Here is a 15491-nt window from a genome sequence, read left to right as displayed (position 1 = left end):
CCGGCCGAACGAGCCCCGACGCGGGCGCCCGGGGTGCGTCCGGCGCCGGACACAGCCGGCCGACGGGCGCGAGACCCGGTCACCCTGATCAACGCCGCCGGCTGCCCGAGACCGTGCCGCGTCCCGTCCTGCGCTCGTCGGCGGCGTCATGCTCGGCCGGCCATGTCGACACCCGCGGCGGCCGCGGCCGTCGATCACATGGGGCGGCGCCGACCTCGGCGGCGGCGATCTAGGCTGCCGGAATGGCGGGACGGGGAACACCAGCCACCGCGCTGCTGGTCACGAGGTCCATCGAACACCGGGTGCGTGCCTACGAGCACGACCCGAAGCACGCCTCCTACGGGACCGAGGCCGTGGAACTGCTCGGTCAGGACGCGGGCCGGGTGTTCAAGACGCTCGTGGCGAATCTCGACGGCCGACTCGTGGTGGGCGTGGTACCGGTTTCCCGACAGCTCGACCTCAAGGCTCTGGCGGCGGCGCTCGGCGGCAAGAAGGCCAGGATGGCGGCGATCCCCGAGGCCGAACGCGCCACCGGATACGTGGCGGGAGGCATCTCGCCGCTGGGACAGCGCAAGGCGTTGCCGCTGGCCTTGGACGTTTCCGCCGTCGATCATCCGACGATCTTCTGCAGCGGCGGCCGACGCGGCCTGGAGATCGAACTGGCCCCGGCGGACCTCGTCGCCCTCACCCGCGCTGTCGTGGCCCCGATCGCCGCCTGACCGGCCCGCACCGTGGTCGGCGCGGCCGATGAGACGCGGGCTCAGACTCGGCGGCGTCCTCGGCCTCGCCGTCGCCTCGGCCTCGGCTGTGCGCGGGTCGCGACGGACGGCGAGGCGGGCACCCGCCGCGGACGTCGGCGTGGGCGATCGTCGGATGGGCGATCGGCAGGGCGGACGACCGGGAACCGTGACGGGTGACGTGCCACACCCCGCGCGGTGACGCCAGCCTGTCCGCGCCCCACCAGCCATAGGCGCACCACCGGACCCGAGTCGCCGCACGGCGGACGGCGGGTCTCCGGTGGCACCGGATCGATCAGGGCGACGCGGGGTGCGTGGGCGTGGTGCGTACCGACAGCCGCCCCGGCGGCCCCCGTCCGGCGGACGGGGTGAAGCGGGCGGGTGCGACGCAGGCAGGGGTCGGTTCGAGCCCGGTCACGGGGACGGCTGGGCTCGGGTCGGGTCGGGTCGGGTCACCGTAGGGCACAGGAGCCTCTCCGGTCCCGGCCACGCCCGCCCCGCGGCGGCCGCACCACGTCGGCCGCAGGCCGGCCCTGGCGGACGTGGTGTCGACGGCCACGGTGTCGACGGAGCCTGGGACCGACGCGGCGGCACGAGGCGTATCCGAGTGCCCGCGGCAGGCGACGACTGAACGGGTCGGACCGCGGGTACCCCGCAGGAGCGAGGCGATCGGGAACCTCGGGAATGCCGAGTCGACCCTGTGCGTTGCGCTGAACGTGGTGACAGAGGTGCTGGAAGCCGGGCGGGAAGCCCGCGAAGACGTAGGCTTGAGGACGGCCCGCGGTCTCCCGACCTCGGGTTCGTCGACTCGCACCGTCGCAGGCAGGCGACGGCGGGAAGGGAGTTCCGTGCCCGGCAGATCGGGAGCCACGGGAGCGGATCGCCAGTCGGGGCCCCCGGCGGGCGGCGAGCTCGCCACGCGGTTCGAGCGCGACGCCATGCCGCTGCTCGACCAGCTCTACGGCGCCGCGCTGCGGATGACCCGTAACCCGGCCGACGCGGAAGACCTGGTGCAGGAGACCTACCTGAAGGCGTACGCGGCGTTCGCCTCGTTCTCCCAGGGGACGAACCTGAAGGCCTGGCTCTACCGGATCCTCACGAACACCTACATCAACGGCTACCGTAAGCGGCAACGCCAGCCGCAGCAGCAGCCGACCGAGGAGATCTCGGACTGGCAGTTGGCGCAGGCCGAGAGCCACACCTCGTCGGGACTGCGATCCGCCGAGGTCGAGGCGCTCGACAACCTGCCGGACACCGCGGTCAAGGAGGCGTTGCAGCAGTTGCCGGAGGACTTTCGGATGGCGGTCTATCTGGCGGACGTGGAGGGCTTCGCCTACAAGGAGATCGCCGAGATCATGGGCACGCCGATCGGCACGGTCATGTCGCGACTGCACCGTGGACGCGCTCAGCTCAGGGACCTGTTGACCGACGTCGCCAGGGACCGCGGCTTCTTCCGGGCGAGTGAGCGGGAGGTGACGAAGTCGTGAGCGACGAGCGACCTCACGAGACGCCGTGTACCGAGGTGCTCGGCGAGCTGTGGCTGCTGCTCGACCACGAGTGCCCGCAGGGCCGAGGCGACGCGCTGCGCAGGCACCTCGACGAGTGCGGGCCGTGCCTGGAGCACTTCGGCATCGAGGAGCATCTGAAGGAGCTGCTCGCCAGGAAGTGCGGGAACGAGCAGGCCCCGGACGCCCTGAAAGAACGGCTGCGCACGTCGATCCGACAGACCGTGCTGGAGCAGGCGCAGGTGACCGTCGAACACGGACCGCGTGGGCGGACGGTCGAGGTCGAGCTGCGGACCAGGACGACGGACACGGCCCCGCCGCAGCGCGTTCAGGTTCACGAGGACTGACCTCCCCCGCCGGTCCCGCTCCCGTCCTACGGCCGGGGCGGCGGGCCGCACGACGCAGGCGTCCACGGGCCACGAGCGTGTTCGGCGGCCGGGCGGCGATCCCGGCGCGGGCCACCCGTCGGCGGACGCCGCGTTCACGGCGCGCCGAAGGCGGCATCCGGTCCCCGGGCAGGCACGACACCGCACCGCACGCGAGGCCTCCGGATCCGTCGATCCGGGGCTGGGGGCCGCCCAGAAGCCGGGACGGTCTCGGACGCCGAGCGATACCGGACGCGAGACGACCCCGGACGCGATGTCGACTGCGTGCCGGGGTCGTTCACTGTCGAGCCGGGACCTCCAGAGTGCGAGACGCACCCGAGGTTCCACTCAACTGTTGGGGCGCTTGCCGTGGTTGGCGCCCTTCTTCTTCCTGTCACGCTTCTTGCGAGCACGCTTCGACATCGTGGCTCCTTCCCGTGGAGTTGCCCGGAGAGTCTGACACGCTGTCACCGACGCGGAGGCGCCGACCCGGCCGTGGTTGGATGACGAGCAGAGTTGGAGACCGGGGAGGACGTGGGCGATGACCGAGGAGACGCGCGCCGTGGCGGCGGACGCCCCGGCGCGACGCGCACCGCGTGCGGTCGACATCGCCCCGGCGGACGAGACGATCGCGGTGGCGAAGTGACCGGTTCTCGGGCGGGGATCTGACATGTCGACGCTTTCCGACCTGCTCGCGGAGCACACGAGCCTGTCCGACGCCGTCGTCGAGCATCTCCAACGGGTCGTCGTGGAATGGCAGCTCCTCGCCGACCTGTCGTTCGCGGACTTCCTGCTCTGGGTGCCGCTGGAGGAGGACGCCGAACTGGGACGCCGTTTCCTCTGCGTCGCCCAGGCCCGTCCCACGACCGCGCCCACCGCTCACCCGGAGGACCTGGTGGGCGGCAGGCTGGCCGCCGAGGAGCACCCACAGTTGCGTCGGGCGGTCCTGGAGGGTCGGATCTGCCGCGAGGAGGACCCCCGCTGGCATCTCGGCGTGCCGGTCCGCCGCGAGACCATCCCGGTGCGCTATCGCCACGAGGTCGTCGCCGTGCTCAGCCGGGACACCAACCTGGCGGTGCCGCGAGTGCCGAGTCCGCTGGAGATCTCCTATCTCGGCAGCGCCTCCGATCTGTGCCAGATGGTCGCCGACGGCACCTTCCCCGCGGTCGAGCCCTCGCCCGACGTGCACACGAGTCCCCGGATCGGCGACGGCATGATCCGGCTGGACTCGGCCGGCGGCGTGGTCTTCGCCAGTCCCAACGCCCTGTCGGCGTACCACCGGATGGGGCACGCCGCCGACCTCATCGGCACTCAGCTGGCGACGCTCTCCCGTTCACTGCTCTCCGACCCGTTCGACGCGACCGAGGTCGCGCAGCGGATCCGGTCGGCGGTGGACGGCGAGCCGAGCATGCGGATGGAGGCGGAGGCCCGCGGCGCCACGGTGCTGTTCCGCGCGTTGCCGCTGCGGCCGAGGGGGCAGCCTGCCGGGGCGCTGGTGCTGGTCCGTGATGTCACCGACGTCAAGCGGCGCGATCGCGCACTGATGTCCAAGGACGCCACGATCCGCGAGATCCACCACCGGGTGAAGAACAATCTCCAGACGGTGGCCGCGCTGCTGCGACTTCAGTCCCGGCGGATGTCGACGGCCGAGGCGCGGCAGGCGCTCGAGGAGTCGATGCGCCGGGTGACCTCCATCGCCCTCGTCCACGAGACGTTGTCGATGTCGGTGGACGAGCGGGTCGACCTCGATGATCTCGTGGACCGCGTCATCCCGATGATGAGTGACGTCGCGGCGGCGGAGAGCCGGGTCGCGGTACGGCGGGAGGGACGGTTCGGCGTGGTCAACGCCGAACTGGCGACGCCGCTGGTGATGGTGCTGACCGAGCTGGTGCAGAACGCGATGGAGCATGCCTTCGCGAGCGGGGTGGGGGGTTCGGTCGTGGTCTCGGCCGAGCGGTCGGCGAAGTGGCTGGACGTGGTCGTCGCCGACGACGGCAGAGGATTGCCCGCGGGCTTCTCACTCGAACGGGCGGAAGGGCTGGGCCTGCAGATCGTCCGGACCCTGGTGGACTCGGAGCTGCGGGCCTCGTTGAGTCTGCGGCGGGGCGAGACGGTCGGAACGCAGGCGGTGTTGCGCGTCCCGTTGACGCGACGGCGCTGACGGTCGGCGCCGAGTAGGAGACGGGGCGCACTGGCGGTCGGCGCCGAAGCGGTGGAGCCCGCGCGGCCTCGACTCCGGGGTGCTGACTGTGCGTGTCTGACGCCAGGCGGTGCCGGTCGCTGTCAGGCGGTGATCAGGCGATCACTGTTCGGCGTGCCCGAGTGGGCGCGGCGAACGTGATGAAGGCCCGATCCGAAGTCGAGTCGGATCGGGCCTTCACCGCGTGTGAATGGTTCTCAGATGGCTCAGACGTTACTGCGGGCGCGAGTGCGAGCGTTACGCCGCTTGAGAGCGCGTCGCTCATCCTCACTCATCGCGCCCCAGACGCCCGCGTCCTGCCCGCTCTCCAAAGCCCAGCTCAGGCACTCGGAGGACACCGGGCAGCGGCGGCAGACGGCCTTCGCCTCGGCGATCTGCAGAAGGGCGGGACCGCTGTTTCCCACGGGGAAGAACAGCTCGGGGTCCTCGTCACGGCAGGCCGCATCGTGGCGCCAGTCCATTGTTCCTAGCTCCTCGCTAGGCGCGATCAGTACGCGCCGGTAGTCGGTGGGGGGATGTGCTGGGTGCTTGTGAATGCTTTCACGAACTGGCGCGATGTCAAGGGGTTCGATCCATTCCGGTGAGGAGACTCACCCGAACGATCGACAGGTGATCACGTTTGGTGCTGGGTATGGGGGGTGCGCCCAGCGAAAAGAACCACCCGACAGCGGTTGACAACGTGTCAGTCGTCGCAGTGCAACGGTCAGGCTACAACCTCGAGTGCCTTCGGCGCTGCATTAAAGCGAACTTTCTCGCGGAGACCCAGGAAGTCGCCGTCGACCTGAAGGCCCATCGGACGGTCACAACGAACCACGAGGCTCGCCACATCGTCTTCCCGAAGCAGCCGGGCGCCGCGCGGACCGGCGGGCCTGCCCCCGAACACCTGGGCCAGGTGCCGCAGCACCGTCGGTGCCCGCATCGTGTCCAGCGCGAACACGCCGAGGCCGGAGTCGAAGGAGCAGTCGGGATTGGTGTGCATCGCGTACGGACCGAGATAGGTCCACGGCGTCGTGTTGGAGACGAAAGTCAGATGACATCCCGTTATCGGCTCTCGACCGGGCAGCTCCACGGTGAGACTCGGCTTTCGCATCGCCGATCGAAGATATCTGTCGAACGCGATCCGGGCATAGCGCAGCGGAGTGGCGACCCGGCCCGCCTCACGTTGCCGTTCCACGGCCCGGACGACGTCGGCGTCCCAGCCGAGCCCGGCGTTGAAGGTGAACCACCGGTCGTCGACGCGACCGAGCCCGACGCTTCTCGAACGACGGGCCTCTAAGGCCTGGAGCACCTGATAAGTCGCCTCCACCGGCTCCCGGGAGATGCCCAGCGCGCGGGCGAACACGTTCGCCGATCCCCCCGGCACCACGGCGAGCATCGGCACGTCGTCGCCCGTGCCGTCGCGGAGCAGGCCGTTGACGACCTCGTTGACGGTTCCGTCGCCGCCCAGCGCGACGACCAGGTCCAGCCCGTCGGCCCGCGCCTGGGCGGCGGCGTCCGCCGCGTGTCCCCGGTACCCGGTCTCCACCAGATCCAGTTTCACCGCACTCGCCAACGCATGCGCCAACACGTCCCTTGTGCCGGGCGTCGTGGTGGTGGCCTGCGGGTTCGTCACGAGGAGGGCGCGCACGCCGAAAGAGTAAGCCGGCACGAGGGGCGTCGTGCGACGCCGACGAGGGCGGACGTGACGGGGGACGCATCGCCGAGTCGCCGTCGGCGGCCGCCGACGGCGCGGGGCTACGATCGGGATCGACATCCCTGTTCGCCGAGGCTGCTAGGAGTGGCCGTGCGTCTGGACACCGCGCCGAGATCGGTGCTGATCGCCGGTGTGCTCGTCGGGCTTCAAGGCATCGCCGGCCTGGTCTTCACCGCCATGCTGCTGATCCGTGAGGTGAGCGGGCAGGCCATGGAGACCGGCCTCAGCGGCTACGGCCACGCCGCGTACTTCACGCTGCTCAGCGGCGGGGTGCTGGCGTTCGCGGTCGGACTGCTCCGGGGCAGGCCGTGGTCGAGGACACCCGCCCTGTTCATCCAGATCCTGCTGCTCGGCGTGGCCTGGTACGCCTTCGGCCCGTCCGGGAGGCCGGTCGCGGGCATCGCCCTCGCCGTCTACTGCACGGCCGCCATGCTGTTGCTGCACACGCCCGCCGCCCGACTGTGGGGCATGGGGTTGACACCGGAGGAGGCGGGCGAGCAGCTCAACCGGGTGGCCGAGGAACCGCGGCGATGACCGGTTCGATCCCGGACCCGACGACCGAAGCAGCCGGATCGCCGCGCGGTCTCGCGGCCGTGCCGCCGACGATGCGTCCCGCCGCCGCGGCGGACTGGCAGGCGATCTGGCCGATCTGGCACCGCATCGTCGCCGAGGGCGGCACCTATTCCTATCCTCGGGACACCGACGAGCGCACCGCGGCGGGCCTGTGGATGCTGCCGTCGCCTGCTCAGGTGTTCGTCGCCGAACTCCCCGACGAGGCCGGTCGACAGCGGATCGTCGGATCCGCGCTGCTCAAGCCGGTGCAACCGGGCGCGGGGGCGCACATCGCCAACGCATCGTTCATGATCGACCCCGACCAGGCGGGCGCCGGCCTGGGGCGCGCGCTCGCCCGGCATGTCCTCGCCGAGGCCCGGGCGGCCGGGTACCGCGCGATGCAGTTCAACGCGGTCGTGGAGACCAATCACGCCGCCGTTCGGCTGTGGACCTCGCTCGGTTTCGCGATCCTGACCACCGTCCCGGAGGCCTTCCGGCATCCCGAACACGGACTGGTGGGCCTGCACGTCATGCACCGGCGGCTCTGACGGCTCGGCGGGTCGACCCCGCGCGTCGACCCGCCTGAACAGACCGGCCGAAGGCGGTGTCGCGGCAGACCCGGCGGCGGTCGCGGCGGATCAGACCGGACGCTGCTCGTCCTCCGCCCCCGCCGATCCGAGCCGCGCCAAGACCGCCCTCCCCAGGGCCGTGCCGGGGTCGCCGAGGTCGAACGGCAGATCGAAGTGATTGCGGTGCGCGACGACGAGGTCCTGTACCTCGCCGCCGCGGTCGCGGGCCGCCCGGACCATCGCGTCGTGCTGGCGGGCGAACTCCGAGGTCTCGTTGCCGCCTCTCGCCACGATCAAGGGCGGCAGCCGGTCGGGCAGCAGCCGAAGAGGGCTGTTGCGTGCCGCCGCCGCCGAGTCCAGGCCCAGTGCCTCGTTCACGTAGGAGAGTCGGATCGGCTCCAGGTCGTAGACCCCGCTGAGCAGCGTGGCCCCCGCGAACACCGTGGCGGGCGGCCTGCCGTCCGGCATCGCGTCCGCGCAGAGCGCCATGGCCACCAGCTGGGCTCCCGCCGAGCTGCCCGCGAGATGGACCCTCGTGGGATCGAACCCCAGTTCCGCCGCGTGCTCGAGCAGCCACCACAGGCTCTGCCGCACCGAGGCCACGATCTCGTCCAGGCGGTGCTCGGGAGCCAGCCCGTAGCCGACGGCGGCGAAGGCGACGCCTGCCGGAACCAGGTCGAGGGCCGGGAACGACCCGTCGCGTTTGTCGAGCTGCTGCCAGTACCCGCCGTGGACGAACACCTGTAGCGGGGCGTCCACAGCGGCGGCGGGGAAGAAGTCGAGCAGCTGTCGCGGGCCCGTGCCGTAACGCAGGTCGAGCCGAGCCCGAAGCGTGGCACGGGCTCGCGCGCCCGCCACCGCGTAGTCGTCGAGCAGTCGTCCGAGGTCCGGCACACACGAACTCGGTGAGTACTCGCGGTCCAGGTCGGCTTGGTCGAAGTCGGCGTAGACGGCGGCGGATCGTCCGCCCTCTCGATCGATCACGGCTGTCGTCCTCCTCGCGGACGGGGTTCCGGCGCCGGGCGGGTGCCCGGCTCGGGGCAACGCTCACGATCATCGCGGTCGACTGCCGCCTCGGGACACCGTCGCGCCGAACGGATCTGTGATCCGGCGGCGAGTCCGCAGGCGAGGCTCGACAGGACCGGCTGGTCCGCCGGCCGGCCGGGAGGTCGGCGACCGTGACACCGCACGCCGTCGAGCAGTCGCGGGGAGGAGCGAGCCTCGCGGCCTCGGTCCGGCCGGGTCAGCGCAGATTGAGGCTGCGGAGCTGAGGCACGCCGCGTTCCGAGCCGAGCACCGTGATCGCGGCGGTCTGCAGCGCGAACCGGACGCCCTGCTCCGGCGACAGCCCGAGCGCCCGGGCGATCAGCACTCGCAGCAGATGGCCGTGGGAGACCAGGACGACGTCGCGGCCTGCGCCCCTCGTGGACACGGCGGACAGGACCCGGTCGGCGCGGCGCCCCACCTCGGCGGCCGTCTCTCCGCCCGGTGTCGGTGCGCTCCAGATCGTCCAGCCCGGCACCTGCTCTCGGATCTCCGGTGTGGTGCGGCCCTCGTAGTCGCCGTAGTCCCACTCGGCCAGCTCCGCGAGCACCTCGCCGTCGAGCCCGGCCAGCTCGGCGGTCTCGCGGGCGCGCGAGCGCGGGCTGATCAGCACGAGCGGCGGCGGGGCGTCGGCGCGCAGCCTGGCGAGCAGGTCACCCGCTCGCCGGGCCTCGTCCTGTCCCCGCGTGGTCAGGGGAAGGTCGGTGACCCCGGTATGCCTGCCCGTCGCCGACCATTCGGTCTCGCCGTGTCGGAGCAGGTATACCGTCCCCGCGGCACCGCCTGCCGTCGTCTCGGCGGTCATGACAGCTCGGCAGGCAGGCGCGGCCTGCGGTAATACTCAAGGCAGGTCGCGTAGTCGGGCAGCAGTCCGGCCGCCCCGGCCTCTCGCAGCGAGGGCGCCTCGCGATCCTTGTCGGACAGGACGAGCGGCACGTCGTCGGGCCACGGCAGCGCCAGCTCGGTGTCCAGGGGGTTCACCCCGTGTTCGTGACCGGGTCGGTAGCCCTCGGAGCACAGATAGGAGACGACGGTGTCGTCCTCGAGGGCGAGGAAGCCGTGGCCGATGCCCTCGGGCACGTAGACCGCGTTGCACGAGTCGGCGTCCAACCGCACGGTGTCGTGGCGACCGAAGGTCGGCGACCCCGTCCGCAGGTCCACGACGACGTCGAGGACCGAGCCGCGGGTGCAGTGGATGTACTTGGCCTGGCCTGGCGGGACGTCGGCGAAGTGCACGCCTCGGATCACGCCTCGACGGGAGACGCTGCTGTTGGCCTGCGCCAACCGCAGCGGACGTCCGACCGCCGCGATGAAGGCGTCCTCCTGGTAAGGCGCGGTGAACGACCCGCGCGAGTCGGGGAACTTCCGGGGGACGAACTCGAAGACACCGTCGATGCTCAGCTCTCGTACTCGCACGAGCCACCACCCTAGTCCGCGTCCCGGCGTGGACGGACGGGCTCGCCGGGCGGTCGGCCCGGCCGGGGCAACGGTGTGTCGTCGTGGGGCGGCGCGACGATCGATCGGCTCGTCGACGTGCGGGAACGCCGTCACGGACTCCGGCGGCGTCCTGCCGGGCCGCCGTGGTCGACGCCCGGACGGCCAGGTCGACGGCGGAAGGCCGCGCGGGGCCTCCGACCGGGAATCCGGCCGCCCTCGACCCGGGTGCGCGATGCTGCCGTCGTCCGGCGCTCGAGTTCGGACGCTCGCTCGCCCGGTGGCGTGTCGGTCGCGCCCGCCGCGCGGACGGGGCGGGCGGGAACGGCGGGGCAGACCGGAACGGCGGGACAGACCGGAACAAGGGGGCGATGCGAACGATCGTGTCGCGAAAGAGAGCGGAGAAAACGCGAAGCACCTTGGCCGACAGCGGAATTCTCAACAATCAGAACGGACGTCTTGCGAAGCGAATCATCGAATCGGTGAAATTTTGCTCACCTTTCGCCGGACGTCGTTTGGAGGGGCTCGGGCCGGACTGCAACACTGATCGGCACCGCTGATTCCGCCTCGTGCTCCTCGTTCAACGTCCTTTCGAGGGCACCCGCTCGCCGCCGCGGATACCGCCGCACCGGTGCCACCTCGCCGGTTCGCGGCACTGGCGACTCCGCCGCCGTGAGCACCCAACTGTCTTCCACCGTGAGGGATGTCGTGACCGCACTGAACGAACAGGCGACCGGCCGGTTGACCGACGAAGAGATCTTCCTGGCACACGAGGGCGGCAAACTCGGCGTGAGCGTGCGCGCCTCGCTCGCCGACTCCCGCGCCCTGTCCATCGCCTACACGCCCGGCGTGGCGCGGGTCAGCACCGCCATCGCCAGAGACGCGGCCCTGGCCAGGGACTACACCTGGACGGGTCGACTCGTCGCGGTGGTCAGCGACGGCACCGCCGTCCTCGGCCTCGGCGACATCGGGCCGAGGGCGTCGCTGCCGGTGATGGAGGGCAAGGCCGCGCTCTTCAAGGCGTTCGGCGGGCTGGACTCCATCCCGATCGTGCTCGACACCACCGACGTCGACGAGATCGTCGAGACGCTGGTCCGGCTGCGCCCGTCGTTCGGCGCGGTCAACCTGGAGGACGTCTCGTCGCCGCGCTGCTTCGAGCTGGAGGCCCGGCTGATCGAGGCCTTGGACTGCCCGGTCATGCACGACGACCAGCACGGCACGGCCATCGTCGTGCTCGCCGCGCTGCGAGGCGCGACCACCGTCCTCTCCCGCGATCCCGGCTCGCTGCGCGTCGTCGTCTCGGGCGCGGGCGCGGCGGGCGTGGCCTGCGCCCGCATCCTGATCGCGGCGGGGATCACCGATGTCACGGTGCTGGACTCGCGCGGGATCGTGCATGCCGGACGCGGCGATCTGAACCCGATCAAGGCCGCCCTCGCCGAGGAGACCAATCCAGCGGGTCGGACGGGCGGGCTCGACGAGGCGTTGAACGGGGCGGACGTCTTCATCGGCGTCTCCTCCGCGCAGGTGCCCGAGGAGTCGTTGAAGCTGATGGCTCCGGACGGGATCGTCTTCGCCCTGTCCAACCCGGACCCGGAGGTGCATCCGGAGGTCGCCGCGCGTCATGCGGCGGTGGTGGCCACCGGGCGCAGCGACTTCCCGAACCAGATCAACAACGTCCTCGCCTTCCCCGGTGTCTTCGCGGGAGCACTGAACGCGGGGGCCCGGCGGATCACCGAGCGGATGAAGCTCGCCGCGGCCGAGGCCATCGCGTCGGTGGCGGCGGAGGAGCTCGCCGTCGACCGCATCGTGCCCAGCGCCCTCGATCCGCGGGTCGCGCCCGCGGTGGCCGACGCGGTGGCCCGTGCCGCCGAGTAGCCGTGTGATCGCCTGACCGGGCGTTTTCGGGAGTGACGGCCACGTGGTGAGTGACACGCTGCCGCCACGAGAAAAAGATCGGCGAAACGGCGTCATCGGATGCGTCATGCAGAGTCACCTGAAAGGCTGTCACTTGATTGGCGAAGCGTTCAGCCCGCCGAACATGCCTGATCGGCCGGGGCCCGTGGTGGGTCCCGGCCCGGTCTGGCGGAGTGACTCCGAAGGCAGGCGTCGGGTAGGCACGTACCGGTGACGTTCCGACGTCGTCAGTCGATCGCCCCGACGCGGACGGCCGTCCGCGCAGGCGACCGCATGCCACGTCGCGCGAGCGGGAGGAAGTAGCCGTGACCGATCAGGTCGAGCAGCTCGGGGCCCTCGACGGTGCCGGTGTCCTCGATCAGGGCATCGACCTGTCCGTGTTCGACGTCGCCGCCGTCCACTGTGACGCGCAGGACCTGATCCAGGCGGCCAACACGGACTTCGTGCGGCTGCTGCGGGCCGACTCCGCCGCGGCTCTGATCGGCCGGAAGCTCGACGTCACCAGGCACGCCGACGGCGGCCCGGATCGGATCACCCGGGCGGACGGCACGACGGCGCCCGTACGGGTGGTGCGACTACCTCCCGAGACCCTCGACCGCGCGTCTCGCACTGTGCTGCTCGTCGAGGTGCCCGAACCCGAGGCGGTGGCGTCGAACGCCGTTCAAGCGGAGCTGCACCGTCTTCGCTCCGTTCAGATCGACGCGGGCATCGGCTCGTTCGAGTACCGCCTCTCCGACGGCGTCGGACACTGGTCGCCCGGCTTGTTCGTGCTGCACGGCCGCGAACCCGGCGGCGTCCCGCTGGACTTCGCGGGCATCGTGGAGCTGTTGCACCCGGACGACCGCGACCGGCTGATCAACCTGGCCGCCGAACAGACGGAGCGGGTGGAGGACTTCGTCTTCGAGTATCGCGTGCGCCTGCCCGACGGTGGGGTACGACGACTGCTGGCGAAGGCCACGATCAGCACGGACGCGGCGGGCAGGCCGGAGTTCCTCGTCGGCTTCTCCACCGACGTCACTCAGGAGCGGATCGCCGCCGAGGCACTGGCCGAGGAACGTGCCTGGCTGCTGGAGGCCCAGCGCATCGCCCGGCTCGGCAGCTTCACGCAGGAGGAGCCGTTCGGTGCGCGGCGATGCAGCGAGGTGCTGCGGGAACGACTGCTGGAGCTGACCGGTGACGACAGGAAGCTGCTGGCCGCGGTGCACCCGGAGGACCGGGACCTGGCCGTGAGTCTGCTCGATCACGTCGACGGGCGGGCGGGCGAGGTCGAGCTGCGTGATCGCACCGGGGAGCGGCGCTATGCCTGCCGGATGCGCGCCGAACTCGACGAGAACGGCGTGGTGGTCCGCCGACACGGCACCGTGCAGGACGTGACGGCGCAGCGCGAGCTGGAAGCCGAGCTGCGGGCCGAGCGACGCAGGCTCTTCGACGCCGAACGCGGCGCGGGCCTCGGCTTCTGGTCGTGGGACCCGGCGTCCGACCACGTCTCCTGGTCGCCGGTCCTGCGGGAGATCTTCGGGGTCCCCGACGAGGTCGAGATCACCTATCAGCGCTATCTGGACCAGGTGCATCCCGAGGATCGCGCGGTCGTCGACGGCCTCTGGCACACCCTGCTGGTGGACCAGCAGCCGTCGGAATGCGAACACCGTGTGGTCCGCGGCGACGGCTCGATCCGGATCGTGCGTTGCAGCGGCGCGATCACCCTGGAGGCGGACGGATCGCCGCGTGTCGTCGGGATCACGCAGGACCTCACCGGGCAGCGCGCCGCCGAGGCCAAGGTCCGACGTACCAGCCAGCGATTCGCCGACCTGGTGTCCCTCGCCCCGGTCGGCATCGGCATCTTCGATCACGACGAGCGGCTGATCGACGCCAACGACGCGCTGTGCGACCTGCTGGGCTACGACCCCGGGCAGCTGCGCGGCATGTCGGCCGAACTGCTCACCCATCCGCAGGAGCGCGAGGCCAGAGCCCGGTCGGCGGCCCGCATCGCCGAGTCCGACGCCAAGACGACGAAGGTTCCGCAACGACTGCTGGTCCGTTCCGACGGCGAGCCGGTGTACTGCGAACTCCACGTCTCCCGTTCGGTGCAGGACGACGGCACACGCTTCTGGTTGATCGTGTTTCAGGACATCACCGAACGACGCCGAGCGGCGGAGGCGCTGCGACACCAGGCCACGCATGACGACCTGACCGGACTGCCGAATCGAGCGGCGGTGAAGGAACGGCTCGCCGGACTGCTCAGCGGACCCGACGGCAGCAAGGTCGCGGTGCTGTTCTGCGACATCGACAACTTCAAGCGGGTCAACGACTCGCTCGGCCACGACGCGGGCGACGAACTGCTGGTCGCGCTGGCGCGCCGGCTGGAGGGCGGACTGCCGCCCGGATGCACCGCGGCACGGCTCTCCGGCGACGAGTACGTGGTGATCTGCTCGGACATCGACGCCGTGGGCGGGGTCGACGCGCTGGCGACCCGCGTCGCCGGGCTGCTGCGCACGGCCGTTCCCGTACACGGCCAGCTGGTGCGGGTCTCGGCGTCGATCGGGGCGGCCGTGCCGAACGGATCACGGGCCAGCGGCGCGGACCTGCTGCGATTCGCCGATGCGGCGATGTTCGAGGCGAAGCGGGAGGGCGCGGGGCGGGTGGCGCTGGCCAGCGCCGCGTTGATGGCCTCGGCCGATCGGCAGGTCCATCTGGAGGGCCAGCTGCGGGAGGCCCTGACCCGCGACGAGCTGATCCTGCACTACCAGCCGGTGGTGGGGCCGGACGGCGGGGTGCAGACGGCCGAGGCCCTCGTTCGATGGCCGCACCCGGAACGCGGCCTGCTCGCTCCCGACGTCTTCCTGCCCGTGGCCGAACAGGGCGACCTGCTGCGGGACCTGGATCGCTGGGTGCTGCGGACCGCGCTGCGGGAGGCCGCCACCTGGCCGCAGGTCGACGGCAGGCCGGTGGCGGTGGCGGTGAACCTGGCAGGGCTGGTGCCCGGCGTTCCCGACTTCGTCGACTCGGTGACCCATGCCGTCGAGGAGGCCGGGATCGACTACAACCGGGTGATCCTCGAACTCGTCGAGACGAGCCTCGTCGATCTGCCGTCCCGGACGCGCCAGACGATGGGCGAGCTGGTGGACCGGGGCGTGCGCTTCGCGGTCGACGACTTCGGCACCGGTTACTCCTCGCTGGCCAGACTCAAGGACCTGCCCGCCCAGATCATCAAGGTGGATCGACGCTTCGTCGCCGGAGTGGGCAACGACCCCTCCGACTTCGCCGTGGCACGAGCCGTGGTGGACATGGCCAGGGCGATGGACCGGAGCTGCGTCGCGGAAGGAGTCGAGACGGCGACGCAGTTCCACGTGCTGCGAGGGGTCGGGGTGGACGCCTACCAGGGCTGGCTGTTCTCGCGGCCGGTGCCCGCCAAGGAGTTCCGCGCCGTCCTCGACCTCGGCCCGCTGCACGTGCCCCGGACGGGCTGACCTCCACCCCC

General features: G+C 71.3%; 14 protein-coding genes. 8 read left to right on the top strand and 6 right to left on the bottom strand.

Annotated features, from left to right (window positions below; all coding sequences use genetic code 11):
* Positions 1-242 precede the first annotated feature (242 nt).
* The 3 genes from ybaK to rsrA all read left to right on the top strand — a co-directional run bounded on the left by ybaK (position 243) and on the right by rsrA (position 2589).
* On the top strand, positions 243-719 hold the full coding sequence (gene ybaK / locus AHOG_RS24495) for a Cys-tRNA(Pro) deacylase (RefSeq protein ID WP_093943424.1): 477 nt from the start codon (positions 243-245) through the stop codon (positions 717-719).
* An 866-nt stretch (positions 720-1585) separates the two neighbouring features.
* Positions 1586-2224, top strand: coding sequence for a sigma-70 family RNA polymerase sigma factor (locus AHOG_RS24485; protein ID WP_245856426.1), 639 nt, complete (start codon positions 1586-1588; stop codon positions 2222-2224).
* Positions 2221-2589 (top strand): mycothiol system anti-sigma-R factor, encoded by a 369-nt coding sequence (gene rsrA, locus AHOG_RS24480; RefSeq protein WP_093943422.1) that lies wholly within the window; start codon positions 2221-2223, stop codon positions 2587-2589. Before AHOG_RS24485 ends, rsrA begins: the two co-directional genes overlap by 4 nt.
* A 366-nt stretch (positions 2590-2955) precedes the next feature.
* Here rsrA and AHOG_RS30625 read toward each other — a convergent pair whose 3' ends face one another.
* Complete coding sequence (locus AHOG_RS30625; protein WP_157421450.1) at positions 2956-3030, bottom strand: 50S ribosomal protein bL37; 75 nt, start codon at positions 3028-3030, stop codon at positions 2956-2958.
* A gap of 247 nt (positions 3031-3277) precedes the next feature.
* Between AHOG_RS30625 and AHOG_RS24470 the strand changes: the two genes are divergently transcribed.
* Complete coding sequence (locus AHOG_RS24470) at positions 3278-4768, top strand: histidine kinase N-terminal domain-containing protein (protein WP_093943420.1); 1491 nt, start codon at positions 3278-3280, stop codon at positions 4766-4768.
* Between the two features lie 245 nt (positions 4769-5013).
* On the opposite strand, the gene AHOG_RS24465 is transcribed toward AHOG_RS24470, so the two are convergent.
* Both AHOG_RS24465 and AHOG_RS24460 read right to left on the bottom strand, forming a co-directional pair.
* Positions 5014-5268 (bottom strand): WhiB family transcriptional regulator, encoded by a 255-nt coding sequence (locus tag AHOG_RS24465; RefSeq protein WP_069851995.1) that lies wholly within the window; start codon positions 5266-5268, stop codon positions 5014-5016.
* A 242-nt stretch (positions 5269-5510) separates the two neighbouring features.
* Positions 5511-6434 carry a diacylglycerol/lipid kinase family protein gene (locus tag AHOG_RS24460; RefSeq protein ID WP_093943419.1) on the bottom strand — a complete coding sequence of 308 codons (924 nt, stop codon included), beginning with the start codon at positions 6432-6434 and terminating at the stop codon, positions 5511-5513.
* Between the two features lie 156 nt (positions 6435-6590).
* Between AHOG_RS24460 and AHOG_RS24455 the strand changes: the two genes are divergently transcribed.
* On the top strand, positions 6591-7034 hold the full coding sequence (locus tag AHOG_RS24455; protein ID WP_184451085.1) for a hypothetical protein: 444 nt from the start codon (positions 6591-6593) through the stop codon (positions 7032-7034).
* Positions 7031-7600, top strand: coding sequence for a GNAT family N-acetyltransferase (locus tag AHOG_RS24450; RefSeq protein WP_245856425.1), 570 nt, complete (start codon positions 7031-7033; stop codon positions 7598-7600). Before AHOG_RS24455 ends, AHOG_RS24450 begins: the two co-directional genes overlap by 4 nt.
* A 90-nt stretch (positions 7601-7690) precedes the next feature.
* On the opposite strand, the gene AHOG_RS24445 is transcribed toward AHOG_RS24450, so the two are convergent.
* The 3 genes from AHOG_RS24445 to AHOG_RS24435 form a co-directional block, all read right to left on the bottom strand.
* Positions 7691-8605: an alpha/beta hydrolase gene (locus AHOG_RS24445; protein ID WP_245856424.1), complete on the bottom strand. Its 915-nt coding sequence runs from the start codon at positions 8603-8605 to the stop codon at positions 7691-7693.
* Between the two features lie 259 nt (positions 8606-8864).
* On the bottom strand, positions 8865-9470 hold the full coding sequence (locus AHOG_RS24440; RefSeq protein WP_093943418.1) for a histidine phosphatase family protein: 606 nt from the start codon (positions 9468-9470) through the stop codon (positions 8865-8867).
* Positions 9467-10081 carry a dTDP-4-dehydrorhamnose 3,5-epimerase family protein gene (locus tag AHOG_RS24435; protein WP_093944770.1) on the bottom strand — a complete coding sequence of 205 codons (615 nt, stop codon included), beginning with the start codon at positions 10079-10081 and terminating at the stop codon, positions 9467-9469. The genes AHOG_RS24440 and AHOG_RS24435 overlap by 4 nt, the downstream gene beginning before the upstream one ends.
* Positions 10082-10807: 726 nt before the next feature.
* Between AHOG_RS24435 and AHOG_RS24430 the strand changes: the two genes are divergently transcribed.
* Together AHOG_RS24430 and AHOG_RS24425 are read left to right on the top strand one after the other, a co-directional pair.
* A complete protein-coding gene (locus AHOG_RS24430) occupies positions 10808-11974 on the top strand; it encodes an NAD(P)-dependent malic enzyme (protein ID WP_093943417.1) in 1167 nt (388 codons plus the stop codon).
* A gap of 344 nt (positions 11975-12318) precedes the next feature.
* The gene (locus AHOG_RS24425) at positions 12319-15480 is read left to right on the top strand and encodes an EAL domain-containing protein (RefSeq protein ID WP_245856423.1); all 3162 of its coding nucleotides are present in this window, start codon (positions 12319-12321) and stop codon (positions 15478-15480) included.
* The last annotated feature ends 11 nt before the right edge of the window (positions 15481-15491 follow it).

It is taken from the genome of Actinoalloteichus hoggarensis (assembly GCF_002234535.1).
In the GTDB taxonomy this organism is placed as follows: domain Bacteria; phylum Actinomycetota; class Actinomycetes; order Mycobacteriales; family Pseudonocardiaceae; genus Actinoalloteichus_A; species Actinoalloteichus_A hoggarensis.
This window is presented reverse-complemented; position numbering and strand designations above follow the sequence as displayed.

Coding starts and splice junctions, on each gene's coding strand:
- ybaK (WP_093943424.1), top strand. CDS start 243: ATGGCGGGACGGGGAACACCAGCCACCGCGCTGCTGGTCACGAGGTCC.
- AHOG_RS24470 (WP_093943420.1), top strand. CDS start 3,278: ATGTCGACGCTTTCCGACCTGCTCGCGGAGCACACGAGCCTGTCCGAC.
- AHOG_RS24465 (WP_069851995.1), bottom strand. CDS start 5,268: ATGGACTGGCGCCACGATGCGGCCTGCCGTGACGAGGACCCCGAGCTG.
- AHOG_RS24450 (WP_245856425.1), top strand. CDS start 7,031: ATGACCGGTTCGATCCCGGACCCGACGACCGAAGCAGCCGGATCGCCG.
- AHOG_RS24440 (WP_093943418.1), bottom strand. CDS start 9,470: ATGACCGCCGAGACGACGGCAGGCGGTGCCGCGGGGACGGTATACCTG.